This is a genomic window from Micromonospora sp. A200, from assembly GCF_029893845.1.
GTDB classification, from domain to species: domain Bacteria; phylum Actinomycetota; class Actinomycetes; order Mycobacteriales; family Micromonosporaceae; genus Micromonospora; species Micromonospora purpureochromogenes.
The window spans coordinates 1-13,085 of record NZ_JARXXY010000052.1; the positions used below are offsets into that span (position 1 = coordinate 1).

The 13,085-nt window shown below is 74.2% G+C and carries 16 protein-coding genes; 14 read left to right on the forward strand and 2 right to left on the reverse strand.

What is annotated here, in order from left to right; all coding sequences use genetic code 11:
• Positions 1-308 precede the first annotated feature (308 nt).
• Positions 309-1,058: an A24 family peptidase gene (locus M2302_RS30485; protein WP_280841262.1), complete on the reverse strand. Its 750-nt coding sequence runs from the start codon at positions 1,056-1,058 to the stop codon at positions 309-311.
• Positions 1,059-1,564: 506 nt separating this feature from the next.
• On the opposite strand from M2302_RS30485, the gene M2302_RS30490 reads away from it, so the two are divergent.
• From M2302_RS30490 to M2302_RS30555, 14 genes are all read left to right on the forward strand, one after another.
• Positions 1,565-2,131 (forward strand): hypothetical protein, encoded by a 567-nt coding sequence (locus M2302_RS30490; protein WP_280841263.1) that lies wholly within the window; start codon positions 1,565-1,567, stop codon positions 2,129-2,131.
• Entirely contained in the window at positions 2,125-3,069 is a 945-nt protein-coding gene (locus tag M2302_RS30495) for a hypothetical protein (RefSeq protein WP_280841264.1), read from the forward strand. Before M2302_RS30490 ends, M2302_RS30495 begins: the two co-directional genes overlap by 7 nt.
• Complete coding sequence (locus M2302_RS30500; RefSeq protein ID WP_280841265.1) at positions 3,066-3,716, forward strand: SAF domain-containing protein; 651 nt, start codon at positions 3,066-3,068, stop codon at positions 3,714-3,716. Before M2302_RS30495 ends, M2302_RS30500 begins: the two co-directional genes overlap by 4 nt.
• Positions 3,717-3,718: 2 nt before the next feature.
• On the forward strand, positions 3,719-4,519 hold the full coding sequence (locus tag M2302_RS30505; RefSeq protein WP_280841266.1) for a ParA family protein: 801 nt from the start codon (positions 3,719-3,721) through the stop codon (positions 4,517-4,519).
• Positions 4,520-4,539: 20 nt separating this feature from the next.
• Entirely contained in the window at positions 4,540-6,072 is a 1,533-nt protein-coding gene (locus tag M2302_RS30510; RefSeq protein ID WP_280841267.1) for a CpaF/VirB11 family protein, read from the forward strand.
• A 97-nt stretch (positions 6,073-6,169) separates the two neighbouring features.
• The gene (locus tag M2302_RS30515) at positions 6,170-7,069 is read left to right on the forward strand and encodes a type II secretion system F family protein (RefSeq protein WP_280841268.1); all 900 of its coding nucleotides are present in this window, start codon (positions 6,170-6,172) and stop codon (positions 7,067-7,069) included.
• Complete coding sequence (locus M2302_RS30520) at positions 7,069-7,926, forward strand: type II secretion system F family protein (protein ID WP_280841292.1); 858 nt, start codon at positions 7,069-7,071, stop codon at positions 7,924-7,926. Before M2302_RS30515 ends, M2302_RS30520 begins: the two co-directional genes overlap by 1 nt.
• 26 nt (positions 7,927-7,952) lie before the next feature.
• The gene (locus tag M2302_RS30525) at positions 7,953-8,147 is read left to right on the forward strand and encodes a hypothetical protein (RefSeq protein ID WP_280841269.1); all 195 of its coding nucleotides are present in this window, start codon (positions 7,953-7,955) and stop codon (positions 8,145-8,147) included.
• Positions 8,148-8,380: 233 nt separating this feature from the next.
• Entirely contained in the window at positions 8,381-8,800 is a 420-nt protein-coding gene (locus M2302_RS30530) for a pilus assembly protein (protein WP_280841293.1), read from the forward strand.
• Positions 8,797-9,273, forward strand: a complete 477-nt coding sequence (locus M2302_RS30535) for a TadE/TadG family type IV pilus assembly protein (RefSeq protein ID WP_280841270.1) — start codon at positions 8,797-8,799, stop codon at positions 9,271-9,273. Before M2302_RS30530 ends, M2302_RS30535 begins: the two co-directional genes overlap by 4 nt.
• A complete protein-coding gene (locus tag M2302_RS30540; RefSeq protein WP_280841271.1) occupies positions 9,270-9,689 on the forward strand; it encodes a hypothetical protein in 420 nt (139 codons plus the stop codon). The genes M2302_RS30535 and M2302_RS30540 overlap by 4 nt, the downstream gene beginning before the upstream one ends.
• A 15-nt stretch (positions 9,690-9,704) precedes the next feature.
• Positions 9,705-10,856, forward strand: coding sequence for a LysM domain-containing protein (locus M2302_RS30545; RefSeq protein ID WP_280841272.1), 1,152 nt, complete (start codon positions 9,705-9,707; stop codon positions 10,854-10,856).
• A gap of 163 nt (positions 10,857-11,019) precedes the next feature.
• Complete coding sequence (locus tag M2302_RS30550) at positions 11,020-11,784, forward strand: colicin D domain-containing protein (RefSeq protein ID WP_280841273.1); 765 nt, start codon at positions 11,020-11,022, stop codon at positions 11,782-11,784.
• A complete protein-coding gene (locus M2302_RS30555; RefSeq protein WP_280841274.1) occupies positions 11,771-12,079 on the forward strand; it encodes a colicin immunity domain-containing protein in 309 nt (102 codons plus the stop codon). Before M2302_RS30550 ends, M2302_RS30555 begins: the two co-directional genes overlap by 14 nt.
• 158 nt (positions 12,080-12,237) lie before the next feature.
• Here M2302_RS30555 and M2302_RS30560 read toward each other — a convergent pair whose 3' ends face one another.
• Complete coding sequence (locus tag M2302_RS30560) at positions 12,238-13,077, reverse strand: Rieske 2Fe-2S domain-containing protein (protein WP_280841275.1); 840 nt, start codon at positions 13,075-13,077, stop codon at positions 12,238-12,240.
• Positions 13,078-13,085 lie beyond the last annotated feature (8 nt).

A 13,085-nucleotide genomic window follows, 5' to 3' on the forward strand; every position in this document is an offset into this window, starting at 1 on the left:
AGACCGCCACCCGCTACGACCAGACAACCGCCTGGTCACACCGAACCCAACCCGCCGCTGCTTGACATCCAAGCTCCTGGGATGTCTGACCCCACCCGGCCGCCCCGCCACCGGCCCGATCATGGTTGGCCGATCGCCGGCTCTCGGCCAGCGGGCGGCTGGCTCGACCGGCGGCAGCTCGGCCGGCCCACGGGCTCGACCAGACCGCCGGTGATCAAGAAGTTTGCGTCTCGGGAAAGGGCTCTCCCTGACGCAAACCTCTTGATCACCGAGTGGGTTGGCAGGCCGGCGGGCCGGGGGTGGGTGGGTCAGGTGGGGAGAAGGAGGGCGGTGCAGGTGCCGAGGATCAGGAAGGGGCCGAAGGGGAGGTGGCTCGACCAGCTGACCCGGCGGGCCAGCAGCAGCGCGAGGCTGACCACCGCCGAGAGGGCGAAGGTGAGCAGCAGCCCGGCGACCAGCACCGGCCAGCCGTACCAGCCGAGCAGCATGCCCACGCTCAGCGCCAGCTTCGCGTCGCCGAGGCCGAAGCCGCGCCGGCCGAGCAGCAGCGTGCTGGCGGCGAAGGCCAGCCCCAGCGCGGCCCCGGCGGTCAGGGCGCGCAGCCACGGGCCGGGTCCGGGGCCGGTCAGCGCGGCCACCGCGAGCAGCGTGGCCGTGCCCGCCGCAGCCGGCCAGGTGAGCCGGTCGGGCAGCCGGTGCACGGCCAGGTCCACCAGCGCCAGCGGCACCGCCCAGCCGAGCCACCAGGCGAGCGCGGCCCGCTCGGCGAGGGTCGCCTCGGTGAGGACCAGCACCGCCAGGGCCGCGACGGCGGCCAGTTCGACACTGCCCGGCGGCGCGCCGATCCGGGCCGCGCAGGCCGGACACCGGGCCGCCGGGCCGAGCCCCGGGCCCCCGAGCCCGATCGGCGCGCCGCAGCCGTCGCAGCCGGCCCGCGCCGGCGAGCCCACCGGTACGGCGTACCGGGCGACGGCGAGCCGGAGCACCGGGGTCACGGCCAGGGCGGCGAGGACGCGTACGGAGAGTGATTTCCCGCCCCGGCCCGGGTGATGATCCACCGCTGGCGGTGGTGGTGGACAGCTTGCGTCGGCCGGGCCGTCGAATTCGCGGGAATCCCCTCTCGTGGTTATTTCGACGAGGGGACGGATCGGGCGAGACGCATCGACAGGTGCCATATCTTCCGGCCCGACTGCCGGATCGGCGGGTGGGCCCGGCCGACCGTCGGCACCCACGGCCCGACCGGGTGCGGCAACCCGTCCCGGCGTTCCGGACTCGCCCTCGGCCACCCCTGACCACCTCCACTCATCACCCAACGTGTTCGGATGAATTGCCTCTGTTGCATCGGCGGACGTGAGCCTATGCTCGCCCCTTGGGTACGGCGCAACCCCCGTCAACAGCGTCGGAGGCCACCCGAGACATCAGGTTCCACCATTTCGTAGAAGATCCGCACAGGTAAATGCGACAGCGGTAAATCGAGGTCCGGACGGCATCATCCGGGCGCGCTGGCGCATGCCCGGAGGCCACCGGAGACGGGCCGCCGGGTGGCACCGAGGAGGGCACGGCGTTGCGTACACGGCATCCCCGCCGATGGACAACCTGCCTGGTCATCGCCACGGTGGTCGGGTCGACCGCCGGCTGCGGCGGCGGGTCGGAGACGGCCGCCGGGCCCGCCGCCCGCAAGGCCGCCGCCGAGCCCCGGCATTCGGCCGAGGACGAACGGGCCGCCGAGCAGGCCGCGCTCGCCGCCTATTCCGGGTACCTCACCGCGTCCCGGGAGGCGAGCCGCGACAGCGACCCCCGCCACCCCGCGCTCACCCGTTTCCTGGCCGATCCGCTGCTCACCCGGGTCCGGGTGGCGATCGGCCAGGCCCGGACGCACGGCGCGATCCGCACCGGCACGTTGCGCTCCGACCCCACGGTCACCTCGGTCAGCCTGGACGCCGTCCCGCCGACCGTGGAGATCCAGGACTGCCTGGACGCCACCGGTTACCGACTGGTGTACGCCAAGGACCGGCGGGTGGTGCCCGGCTCGGGCGGTGGCCGCCACCTCGCCACCGCGACCGCCACCCGGTACCCGGACGGCCGCTGGCTGATCAGCTCCGGTGCCGCCCACGAGGACCAGCCGTGCTGACCTGGGGAGGAGGGTGCGTCCCGGCCCGCGGACCCCGGGCCGGGACGCCCCGACGGCTGCTCGCCGCGACGCTGCTCGCCCTGCTGGTCGCGCTGGCCGCGCCGGTGCCGGCGGCCGCCGAGGGGCCGGGGCCGCAGTGCCCGCCCGGGCAGAACGACTGCAGCATCTGGGACGACGACCCGGGCACCCCCGGCGATCCGGGCGGCGGCGGGGACACCGGCGGCGATCCGGGCGGCGGCACCACCCCGAAGTGCCAGTGGAACGGCAAGCCGCTGCCCTGCTACAACGAGTTCCTCGGCTGGTTCAACAACGCCGACGGCTGCTACTACAAGCTGGCCGAGCCGCAGCCCGAGGCCCCCGAGGGCACCAGGTGGTACGTCCGCACCTGCAACGGCGGTGACCTCGGCAGCCAGACCGTGGTGCTGCGCGACGCGCCGCCGCCCGGGTACGGCACCCCACCCGACCCGGAGGAGCTGGCCCGCCGCGCTTTGGCGTCGATCTCGCTGCTGCCGCCCCGGATCGCGGTGGCACCCCGCCGTAACACCGGCCCCGGCCTGGTCGGCCTGCCGGTCTGGATGTGGGCCAGCCCCGGCGCGAACTACTTCGGGCCGATCAGTGCCGCAGCGGAGGACCGCGGCCTGCGGGTCGACATCACCGCCAAGGTCGACCGGATCGTCTGGACCATGGGCAACGGCGTCAAGGTCACCTGCGCCGACGAGGGCACCCCGTACGAGCCGAAGGGGCCCCGCGCGGGGAAGACCTCGCCGGACTGCGGCTACGACTCCGGCTACCCGAAGGCCGGCACCTACCGGGTCAGCGCCACCACGTACTGGTCGGTGACCTGGCGTGGCGGCGGCGAGAGCGGCGTGATCGCCCAGACCCGGACCAGCGGGACGACCCCGATCGAGATCGACGAGCTTCAGGTGGTTACCCAATGAGCCTGGTCACCCGCAACGGCGCCCCGGTCGACGCGCCCGTCGCCCCGCCGAAGGTGCTCCGCCAGCGCCGGACCCGCCCCGGCCTGCTGGGGCTGGCGGTACTGCTGATCGCGTTGGGCGGCCTCGGCGCGGCCTTCGCGGTCACCTCGGTCCGGGCCACCGGCAGCTACCTGGCAATCGCCCGCCCGGTCGAGGTCGGCCGGCAGCTCAGCGCCGACGACCTGGTCAGCGTGCAGGTCTCCGGCGGGGCCGGGCTCTCTCCGGTGCCGGCCGGCAAGCTCGACGAGGTGGTCGGGAAGCGGGCGGCGGTGTCGCTCACCCCCGGCACGCTGCTGACCATGGGGCAGCTCACCGACGCCCCGCTGCTCGGCGAGGGTCAGCAGCAGATCGCGCTCGGGTTGAAGCAGAGCCAGGTGCCCGCCCGCAAGCTCCATCCCGGCGACAAGGTGCTGCTGGTCAGCACCCCCGCCGACAACGACGACAGCCAGGCGCCGGGCACCCGGTTCACCGGCACGGTGATCGACACGGCCACCCCGGAGAACGACGACGTGGTGGTCTACGTGGCGCTGCCCGTCCGGGACGTGCCGGCCGTGGTGGTGCTGGCCGCCCAGGAGCGGATCGCCCTGGTGCTGGTCAAGGCGGCCTGACCATGGCGATCATCGCGCTGGTCTCGGCGAAGGGCTCGCCCGGGGTCACCACCACCGCGCTGGCCTGCGCGCTGAGCTGGCACCGGCGGCTGGTGCTGGCCGAGTGCGACCCGGCCGGGGGCACCATCCTCGCCGGCTACCTCGGCGGCGCGCTGGACGGTCCCCGGGGCATCGGCGAACTGGCCGTCGGCGAGCTGCGCGACGGCAACCTGGAGACCGCCTTCTGGTCGCAGCTGGTCGACCTGGACGCGCCGCGCCGGGAACGGTTGCTGCTGCCGGGCGTGGTCGACCCGGCCCAGGCGGGCAGCGTCAGCCCGCTCTGGCAGCGTTTCGCCGACTTCTTCGGCAGCCTGGAGAAGGGCCAGCCGCCGTACGACGTGATAGTCGACTGTGGGCGGCTCCAGGTGGCCGGTCCACCGTGGCCGGTGCTGCGGGCCGCGGGGGTGGTGCTGCTGGTCACCCGGGCGCAGCTGCCCGATCTCTCCGCCACCCGGTCGATGATCCGGGCGATCGAACGGGACTTCACCGAGCACCGGGTGCCCCCGGGCACGCTGCGGCTGCTGGTGGTCGGCGACGGGCACGGCAAGGGCGAGATCAGCAAGGCGCTACGGGTGCCGGTGATCGCCACCCTGCCGGCGGACCCGCGTGCCGCCGAGGTGCTCAGCCTCGGCGGCACCGTACGCGCCGGGCGGCCGTTGATGCGCGCGGCCGGCGCGCTCGAGGTGCCGGTCCGGGCGCTGCTGGACCGCCGCCGGGCCCGGCTGGCCTGGCCCGCCGCCCAGGAGGTGCCGGATGTGGTGTGAGCGGCCCGGGGAGGCGCGTCATGCGGTTTGAGCCGGTCTCCCACGACCCGCGTCAGCAGCCGGCGGCGACCTCGACGATGCCGCCGCTGCCCCCGGTGAACGGCCGGCACCACCAGCCGGCGCCGCCCGTCGCGCCGCCCACGCCCACCCCGCCGCCGCGACCGCGGGTGGACTTCGCGGTGGTCCGCGAGCTGCGCCGGGAGTTGAGCGAACGGCTCACGCAGTGGCAGCGCGGCCGGGAGTTCGACGCGAACGCCGAGGAGGTCGAGCGCGCCCGGCTCGCGGTCGCCGTGGTCTCCGGGTACGCCGACTCGGTGCGCCGGGCCGGCACCCCGATGGCCGCCGACGAGGAGCGGATTCTGCTCGACCAGGTCACCGCAGAGCTGGTCGGGCTGGGCCGGCTCCAGACGCTGCTGGTCGACGACACCATCGAGGAGGTGCACATCCTCGGCTGCGACCAGGTGCGCATCACCCGGCACGGTGGGGGTGTCGACTGGGTCGAGCCGATCGCCGACAGCGACGACGAGCTGGTGGAGATCCTCCAGGCGGCGGCCCGCCGGGCCGGCGCGACCGAGCGGTCCCTGTCGACGTCCAAGCCGACGCTCGACCTGCAACTGCCCGACGGCAGCCGCCTCGCGGCGGTGTTCCTGGTCAGCCACCGCCCGTACGCGGTGATCCGCAAGCACAACACGCTGGACGTCAGCCTGGAGGAGATCGCCGGCTCCCGCCCCGACCTGGACGAGATGATCGACCCGCTGCTGCGCGACTTCCTGCGGGCGTCCATGCGGGCCGGGCTCAACATCATGGTCGCCGGGCTGGCCGGAGCGGGAAAGACCACGGTCATCCGGGCGCTGATGGACGAGATCCCGCCCGACGAGCCGTACGTGCTGCTGGAGGAGAGCCGGGAGCTGCTGCCGGCCCGCCGGGGTCGCAAGCACCGGGCGGTGATGAGCTTCGAGTCGCGCGAGGGGCACGGCGAGCGCGGGATGGACGGGCGACCGGCGGGCGAGGTGAGCATCGCCGACCTGATCCCGGTGTCGCTGCGGATGGGCGTGCTGCGGATCATCGTCGGCGAGGTCCGGTCCCGGGAGATCGTGCCGATGCTCCAGGCGATGACCACCAGCCGCGGCTCGATGTGCACCATCCACGCCCGTACCCCGGCCGGGGTGAGCGAGCGGATCATCGAGCTGGCGCTGGCCCACGGCCGGGAGATGACGGTCGACCAGGCCCGCCGGATGGCCGGCAACGCCCTCGACCTGATCGTCTACGTGACCGTCGAGGACGAGACCGCGATCGGCGGGCGCAAGCACCGGTTCGTCTCCCACGTGGAGGAGGTGATCGGGGTCGGCGAGGGCAACCGGATCGTCACCACCAGCGTCTTCGGCCCCGGCCCGGACGGCCGAGCCGTCCCCCGCCACCTGCCGGAACGCATCCGCGACCAGTTGCTGCGGGTCGGCTACGACGCCCGGCTGCTGACCCGCTTCATCGATGCCGGCACCGGCGCCTGGCGCCGCCCCCGGCACAGCCGACTGGGCCCGGCGGTGCGCCGGTGAGCGCGCGCATCGGCTCGGGGATGGACGGGAGCGCTCCGGTGAGCGCGCGGAGTGCGCCGGGGTTGCGAGCCCCGCAGCCGCGAACGGAGCCGGTCCGGTGACCAACATCGAGCTGATCGCCGTCGTCTCCGGGGCGGCCTGCGTCGCCGGCCTGGTGCTGGCCGTGGTCGCGCTGGTCGGCACCCGGGCACCCGCCCGTTCTGCGCCGGGGGCCGGGCGCGGGCTGCGCCGGCTCTGGCTGGGCTCCGGCGCGGGCCGCCGCGCGCAGCGAACGCACCAGGTCCGGCTGGCGGTGGCGGGGGCGGCGGGCGCGCTGGCCTTCCTGCTCACCGGGCTGCCGGTGGTGGGGCTGATCGTGGCGGTGGCCGTACCGGGGGTGCCCTGGCTGTTCTCGGTGGGCCGGGCCGAGGAACGGGCGATCGCCCGGATCGAGGCGGTCGGCGAGTGGACCCGCCGACTGAAGGACGTCTCCGCCACCGGCCAGGGCCTCCAGCAGGCGATCATCGGCACCATCGCCACCGTCCCGGAGGAGATCCAGGAGGAGGTACGGCTGCTCGCCGCCCGCCTCCAGGCCGGCTGGACGGCCCGTACCGCGCTGCTCGCCTTCGCCGACGAGATCGGCGATCCGGTCTGCGACCAGGTGGTGGCCGCGCTGATCCTGCACCTGACCGACCGGGGCGAACGCCTCGGCGACGTGCTCGGGTCGATCGCCTCGGCCGCCGCCGCCGAGGTGGGCACCCGGCGCGAGGTGGAGGCCAAGCGCACCCAGCCCCGGTTCGCGGTCCGCTTCCTCACCGGGATGACCCTGGCCGTGCTGGCGTACGGGCTGCTGAACACCGAGTACGTCCGCCCGTACGGCACGGTCTTCGGGCAGCTGGTGATGGCGGTGCTCAGCGCGGCCTTCGTCGGGCTGCTGATCTGGGTGCGGTCGATGAGCCAGCCCCCGCCGCCGGCTCGCTTCCTCCCCGCCCCCGACCCAAAGGAGGCGGTAGCGTGATCGTCAACTGGCAGCTCGCGATCGCCGTGCTCGGCGGGGCGACAGTGGGGCTGGGACTGTTCCTGGCGGTCCGGGAGGCGTTGCCGGCCGCCCCGGCGCTCGGCCCCGCGCTGCGCCGGCTGCACCAGCCCCCGGGCACCGTCGCCCCGAGCCGGGGCCCGGACTGGTTGGGCGGCTTCTCCCGCTGGCTCAGCCCGCCGCACCGGCAGCTCGCGCTGATCGACAAGACCCCCGAGCAGTACGCCCTGTCGGTGCTGGTCTCCGCCCTGATCGGGTTGGCCACTCCGACCGTGCTGGGGGCGGTGCTCTTCCTCGGCGGGGTACGCCTGCCGGTGGTCGTACCGGTGCTGGGCAGCATCGGGATGGCGCTGGTCTGCGGGCTGTTGGCGCACCGCGCGGTGCTGGCGCGGGCGGACGCCGCGCGCGACGAGTTCCGCGCGGCCGTCTGCACCTACCTGGACCTGGTGGCGCTGCAACTGTCGGCGGCGCACGGCCCGGTGCAGTCGCTGGAACGGGCGGCGGCGGTCTGCGACGGCTGGGTCTTCGACCGGATCCGCGAGTCGCTGCGGATCGCGCAGATGCAGATGCACTCGCCCTGGGACGAGCTCCAGGAGCTGGCCGAGCAGATCGGCATCCCGGAGCTGGGCGACGTCGGGGCGATCATGCGCTCCTCCGGCAGCGAGGGCGCGCAGGTCCACGAGACCCTGCGCAGTCGTGCCGACTCGCTGCGGGACCAGATCCGTACCGACAACCTGGCCCGCGCCGAGGGGGTGACCAGCCGGCTGGACATCCCCGGTTCGCTGCTGGTCTTCGTCCTGCTCGGTTTCATGCTCTACCCGTTCGTGGCCCGCCTGTAGGTCCCCACCCCGACAAGGAGCACGCCATGCAACTGATCGCCTACCTGCACGCCACGCTGGCCGCACGGTTGGCGGAGCTGCGCCGCGAGGGGGACCGGGGCGACAGCCCGGTGCCGACCGCGGTGATCATCTTCGGTCTGGTCGCGGCGGCACTCGTGGTCACCGGTCTGGTGATGGCGCGGGCTCGGAACTGGATGGAAAGCGTCCCGACCGCGCCGTGACCCCTCCGATGAGCTGGCCGGACGCACCGCGGACCGGCCGGGCGGCCCCGACCGCCCGGCCCCGGGGCGCCTCCGGCCGTCCGCACCCCGGACCGGCGACCCGGACCGCGCGCGCCGTCCCGGCCCCGGACACCGCCGGGCCGGGCTACACGATTCGGTCCGGCCACGCCGCAGAGCCTGACCAGGCCACCCGGCCCGGCCGGGCCGACCAGAACGGCGTGGCCGGTCGGGCCGTGCCGCTCGCCGTGCGGGCCGTGCTGCGACGGCTCGCCGCCGGGGGTACGGAACGGGGCGCGAACCCGGTCGAGCTGGCTGTCGTCATGCCGGCGGTGCTGGTGCTGCTCTTCGCCTCGGTCCAGGTGGCCGCCTGGTTCGTCGCCCGGTCCACCGCGCTGAACGCCGCGCAGAGCGGGGTGAACGCGCAGCGGGTGCTCCAGGCGCCGGACGGGGCGGGCGAGGCCCGGGCCACCCGGTTCCTCGGCGCGGCCGGTGACTGGCTCGTCGGCTGGGACAGCCCGGGGCCGACCTGCGTCACCGGGGCCACCGAGGTCACCTGCACGGTCACCGGCCGGTCCCTGTCGGTCATCCCGGGCGTCAGCTTCCGGGTCCGGCAGACCGCGCACGGCACCGTCGAACGCTGGACGAACCCGTGAGCGCCGCCGCGGACGACCGCGCCCGGGGCTCGGTCTCCATCGAGGTGGCCGTGCTCGCCCCGGCGTTCATCGCGCTGATCGTGCTGGCCGGGGTGACCGGGCGCACCGCGATCGCCGACGAGACGGTGGAGGCGGCCGCGCACGATGCCGCCCGGGCCGCCTCGATCTCCCGGGACGCCGGCACCGCCCGCGACGCGGCCCGCGACGCCGTCCGCCGCCAGCTCGACTGGCGGCGCCTGAACTGCGCCGGCGCCCCCCGGATGACCTTCAGCGGCTCGGTGCGCGGCCGGTCGACCAGCTTCGACGCGGCGTACCGCAGCCCCGCCGGGCAACCGGCGAGCGTGACCGTCTCGGTGACCTGCGTGGTGTCCCACCGCGACCTGCGGCTGCCGGCGCTGCCCGGGATGCCGCTGCGCACCACCGCCTCGGCGACCTTCACCTCCCCGCTGGACCGCTACCGGAGCCGGGGATGACGGGCCGCGACGAGGGGCGGGTCAGCCTGTTCCTGGCCGTCGCGATGACCGGCGTGCTCGCGGTCATCGGCCTCGCGTACGACGGCGCCGGCCAGCTCCGGTCGTTGCAACGCGCCGACAACCTCGCCGCCGAGGCGGCCCGCAGCGGCGGCCAGGCCGTCGACCGGGCTCGCGCGATCGAGGGCGGCCCGAAGGAGATCGACGAGGGCGACGCGCGGGCGGCCGTCCGCGACTACCTCTCGGCGGCGGGCGCCACCGGGCACTCGGTGAGCTTCCCCGTGGTCGGCGGCGAGAAGCAGATCCGGGTACGCGTCACCGTCACCTACCGCCGGCACATGCTCGGCCTCTTCGGCATGGACGACACCGTCACCGTCTCGGGTGAGGCCACCGCGCGGGCTATCACCGAGGCACCGTAGGAAGGGAAGGCCGCCATGACCGCATCGCGTGGCTCCGCCGTTCGGCGGACCGGCCAGTTGCTCACCGGGTTCGGGTCGCTGGTTGTCCTGGTCGCGCTGCTGGTGGGCGCACCGGTGGCGCTGCTCGCCTTCGCCGGCAATCCGCTGCCCGACCACCTGCCCACCCTGGCGGAAGTCGGCACGGCGCTGACCAGCCGCGACGACGGTCGGTTGTTCCTGCGGGCGCTGGCCGTGGTCGGCTGGTTCGGCTGGGCGACGTTCGCCTTCTCCGTACTGGTGGAGCTGGCGGCGCAGGCGACGCGGCGACCCGCGCCCCGGCTGCCCGGGATGAGCCGGCAGCAGCGGGCCGCGGCGGCCCTGGTCGGATCGGTCGCGCTGATCATCGCGGCGAGCCCGGCGGCCAGCGCGGCGGCGGCCATGACGTACCCGCCGACGGCCGGCACCGGGCACGTGGCGATGGGCGCGGCAATGCCGGCGACCGGCGCGACCGTGGTCCTCGCGGCACCGCCGGTCGGGTCGACGGGGGCGGTCCCGGAGGGCGCCGGCGCGGAGGCTGACCGGCCGCAGCCGGCCCCGCCGGTCTACCGGGTCGCCAGGGGCGACTATCTGGGCGAGGTGGCGGAGCGCTACCTGGAGGACTTCGACCGCTACCGGGAGGTGGCCCGGCTCAACCGGCTGCAGGACGCCGACCGGATCCGGCCGGGACAGCTGATCAAGCTGCCGGCGCGGGCCGAGGACGACGGCGTGCGCAACCACGCGACCGGCCGGCTGGTGGCGGGCCCGTCGACGCCGCGCAAGCCGTCGCCGCATCCGCCGGCCGCGTCTCCGAAGCAGCCACCGCGCAGCACGCCAGTCCCCGACGAGCAGGCCGGGCCGGGCACCCCGGGCGGCCAGGTCGGACCGGGCGGAATTGACGTGACGCCGGGTCAGCCGGCGCCGCAGACCATGCCGCCGCAGGTGGAACGGCCGGCGGGGGCGCCGCCGGCGATGGCGGCCGGGGCGTCCCGGGCCACCGACGACGAGGGGATGAACCGGCCGCTGGCGGTCTCTGCGGTGCTCGCCGTGGCCAGCATCGTCGGCGCGCAGATCGGCGCGGTGCTGGGGCTGCGCCGCCGCCCGGTCCGGGCAGCCGTCGCGGCCGCCCGCGCTCGCCACCGCCGTGACTGATCCGCTGCCGTTGTCACCGCCAGCCCGCACGTGCGTAAAGGCTGGCCGGACGTCAGGGGCAGAGCGGCCGCGACAACGACCAAACTATCGACGTATGTCCATATCGAAGGGAGGGGGGCGAATGACACCGAGGTGGTTGCCACGGCTGTGCGGCGTCCTGACGATGGTGCTGGCGATCACCGGTCTGATGGCGCCGATGGCGGCAGCGGCCCGAGATGCGGCAGATGGCCCATTCCTGGCGTACGTGCTCAGGGTCGACGACGTCAACCCAAAGGCGATCAGGCTGGGCAGCGAGGTCGAGCTGGAAGCCGAGTTGCAGGCTGTCATAGACGCGCCGCTGCCCGTGCACTACCGCGGCGGCGTCTACTGCGAGGGCGACCGCGGACTCGACGCGCCGGGACCGGACCACGTGACGCTGATTCCACCCGCACCCGAGCCAGACGTGTACGCCCGGGTGCCGGTGGAGGTGACGGTGAACGTGCCGTGGGATTGCATGCGGACCCCCAATCCGCTCTTCGGATACCACGGTCGGTTCTACCTGGAGACCGGCGGCACCGCCGGCGACTACAACCAGATGAGTGTGGTCTTCTTCACGATCTCGCCGCCGGACCTGGTCACCACCCGGGCGCAGATGCAGAAGAAGTACAAGCACGCGCCGGACTTCGGAGTGACCCTGCCGCAGGGGGTGGCCGGCTTCGACGCGTTCGAGGCGGCGTTGCATACCTTCGTCGCGGCACCGGATACGCTGCACATCAGTGGCATCTACACCAGGATGCCGGACGTGCCGGCCATCCTCCACTACAACCCAACGACCAGGCAGGTGGTCATCCAGGTGGCCGCGACTGGGGATTTCGTCTCGGGCTGGAAGATGAGTCCGGAGCAACTGCAGTACGTCGAGCGCGATCGGAGACTGGGTGGCGGCGGCTGACGCATGGTGGGAGGCCACCGCGCTCTCCCCCACGGTGTATCCGCACCTGGCGGTGATCCGGGCATTCGTCGACGGTCGGCTGACCGCCGCAGAGTTCGAGGTCGCCTACCTGAACCTGTTCAAGTACGACCCGCACCTGCACGGCGAGGCGGTGGCGCGATCGCTGGAGCGGTTGTTCACCGAGGTGGACGAGTTCGTTGCCGACCCGGACCTGCGGGCCCGGGTCGGCGGCTCGGACGAGGTGACCCTGCGCCGTGTGGCAAAAGAGACGCTGGCCCGGTTGACCGGGGCGTGACCGTCCTGCCGGGACGTGATCTGCCCTGCTCGGGTCGCGTGCCGCTGCCAGCTGCAACAGCTTCGCGCGGTCCGACGTGCTGGCTTGGGCGCGTGACCGGTTGAAGCGCTCCGGATGGCCGGGCGGCGCGAGCGGCTTAGTACGACGTCAGATTTTCCTCAGGGCAGCTTGGTCTGGAGGATTCCGTCGACCACCCGGGTCGGCAGGAGCTGCTGGTCGTTGGCGGCCGGGCCGTGCACGACCTCGCCGCCGTTGAGCCGGAACGTCGAGCCGTGCCAGGGGCAGACCACGCAGGCGTGGCCCTCGATCTCCTGCACCTCGCCCTCGCCGAGCGGGCCGCTCTGGTGCGGGCAGCGCTCCAGCATCACGGTGACGTCGTCGCCGTGCCGGTAGAGGATCACCGAGACGTCGTCCACCTCGCGGGTGATCAACTCGCGCTGCGGCAGCGTGGCCAGGTCGGCGATCGGCTTCCACTCGTCGGTCATCCGGTGCAGCTCGGAGATGCTCTGGTTGACCTGCGCACCCTGCTTGTACGCCAGGTGCCCGCCGATGTACGCCCCGGTGCTGGCCGCGCTCAACCCCAGGTACGCCAGCGCCCGCCCCAAGCCGTGCCGGCCGCGCATCCGGGCGGCGAGCGAGCTGGCGTAGAACACCAGCGCGACGGAGTTGGAGGCGGCGTGCACCAGCCCGACGCGGCGCTGGTCCCGGGCCAGGGCGGCCCAGTCGTTCAGCCCGGCGACGGCGGCCGGGAGGGCGCTCACCGTACCCAGCCCGACCAGGGTGGTGGCGGCCTTGCGCTGGCCGGGCAGCAGGTCCAGCACGGCGGCGCTGATCCACGCGCCCACCGGCACCTGCACCATCGCCGGGTGCAGCGGATGGCCCAGCCAGACGCCGTGCAGCAGGTCACGGACCCGCTGCCCGCGCAGGGTCGACTGGACGGTCCGCTGGAGCCGGTCGCCGACCGGGTCCAGCGCGGCGTTCTGCTCGATCTTGTTCATCAGCGCTC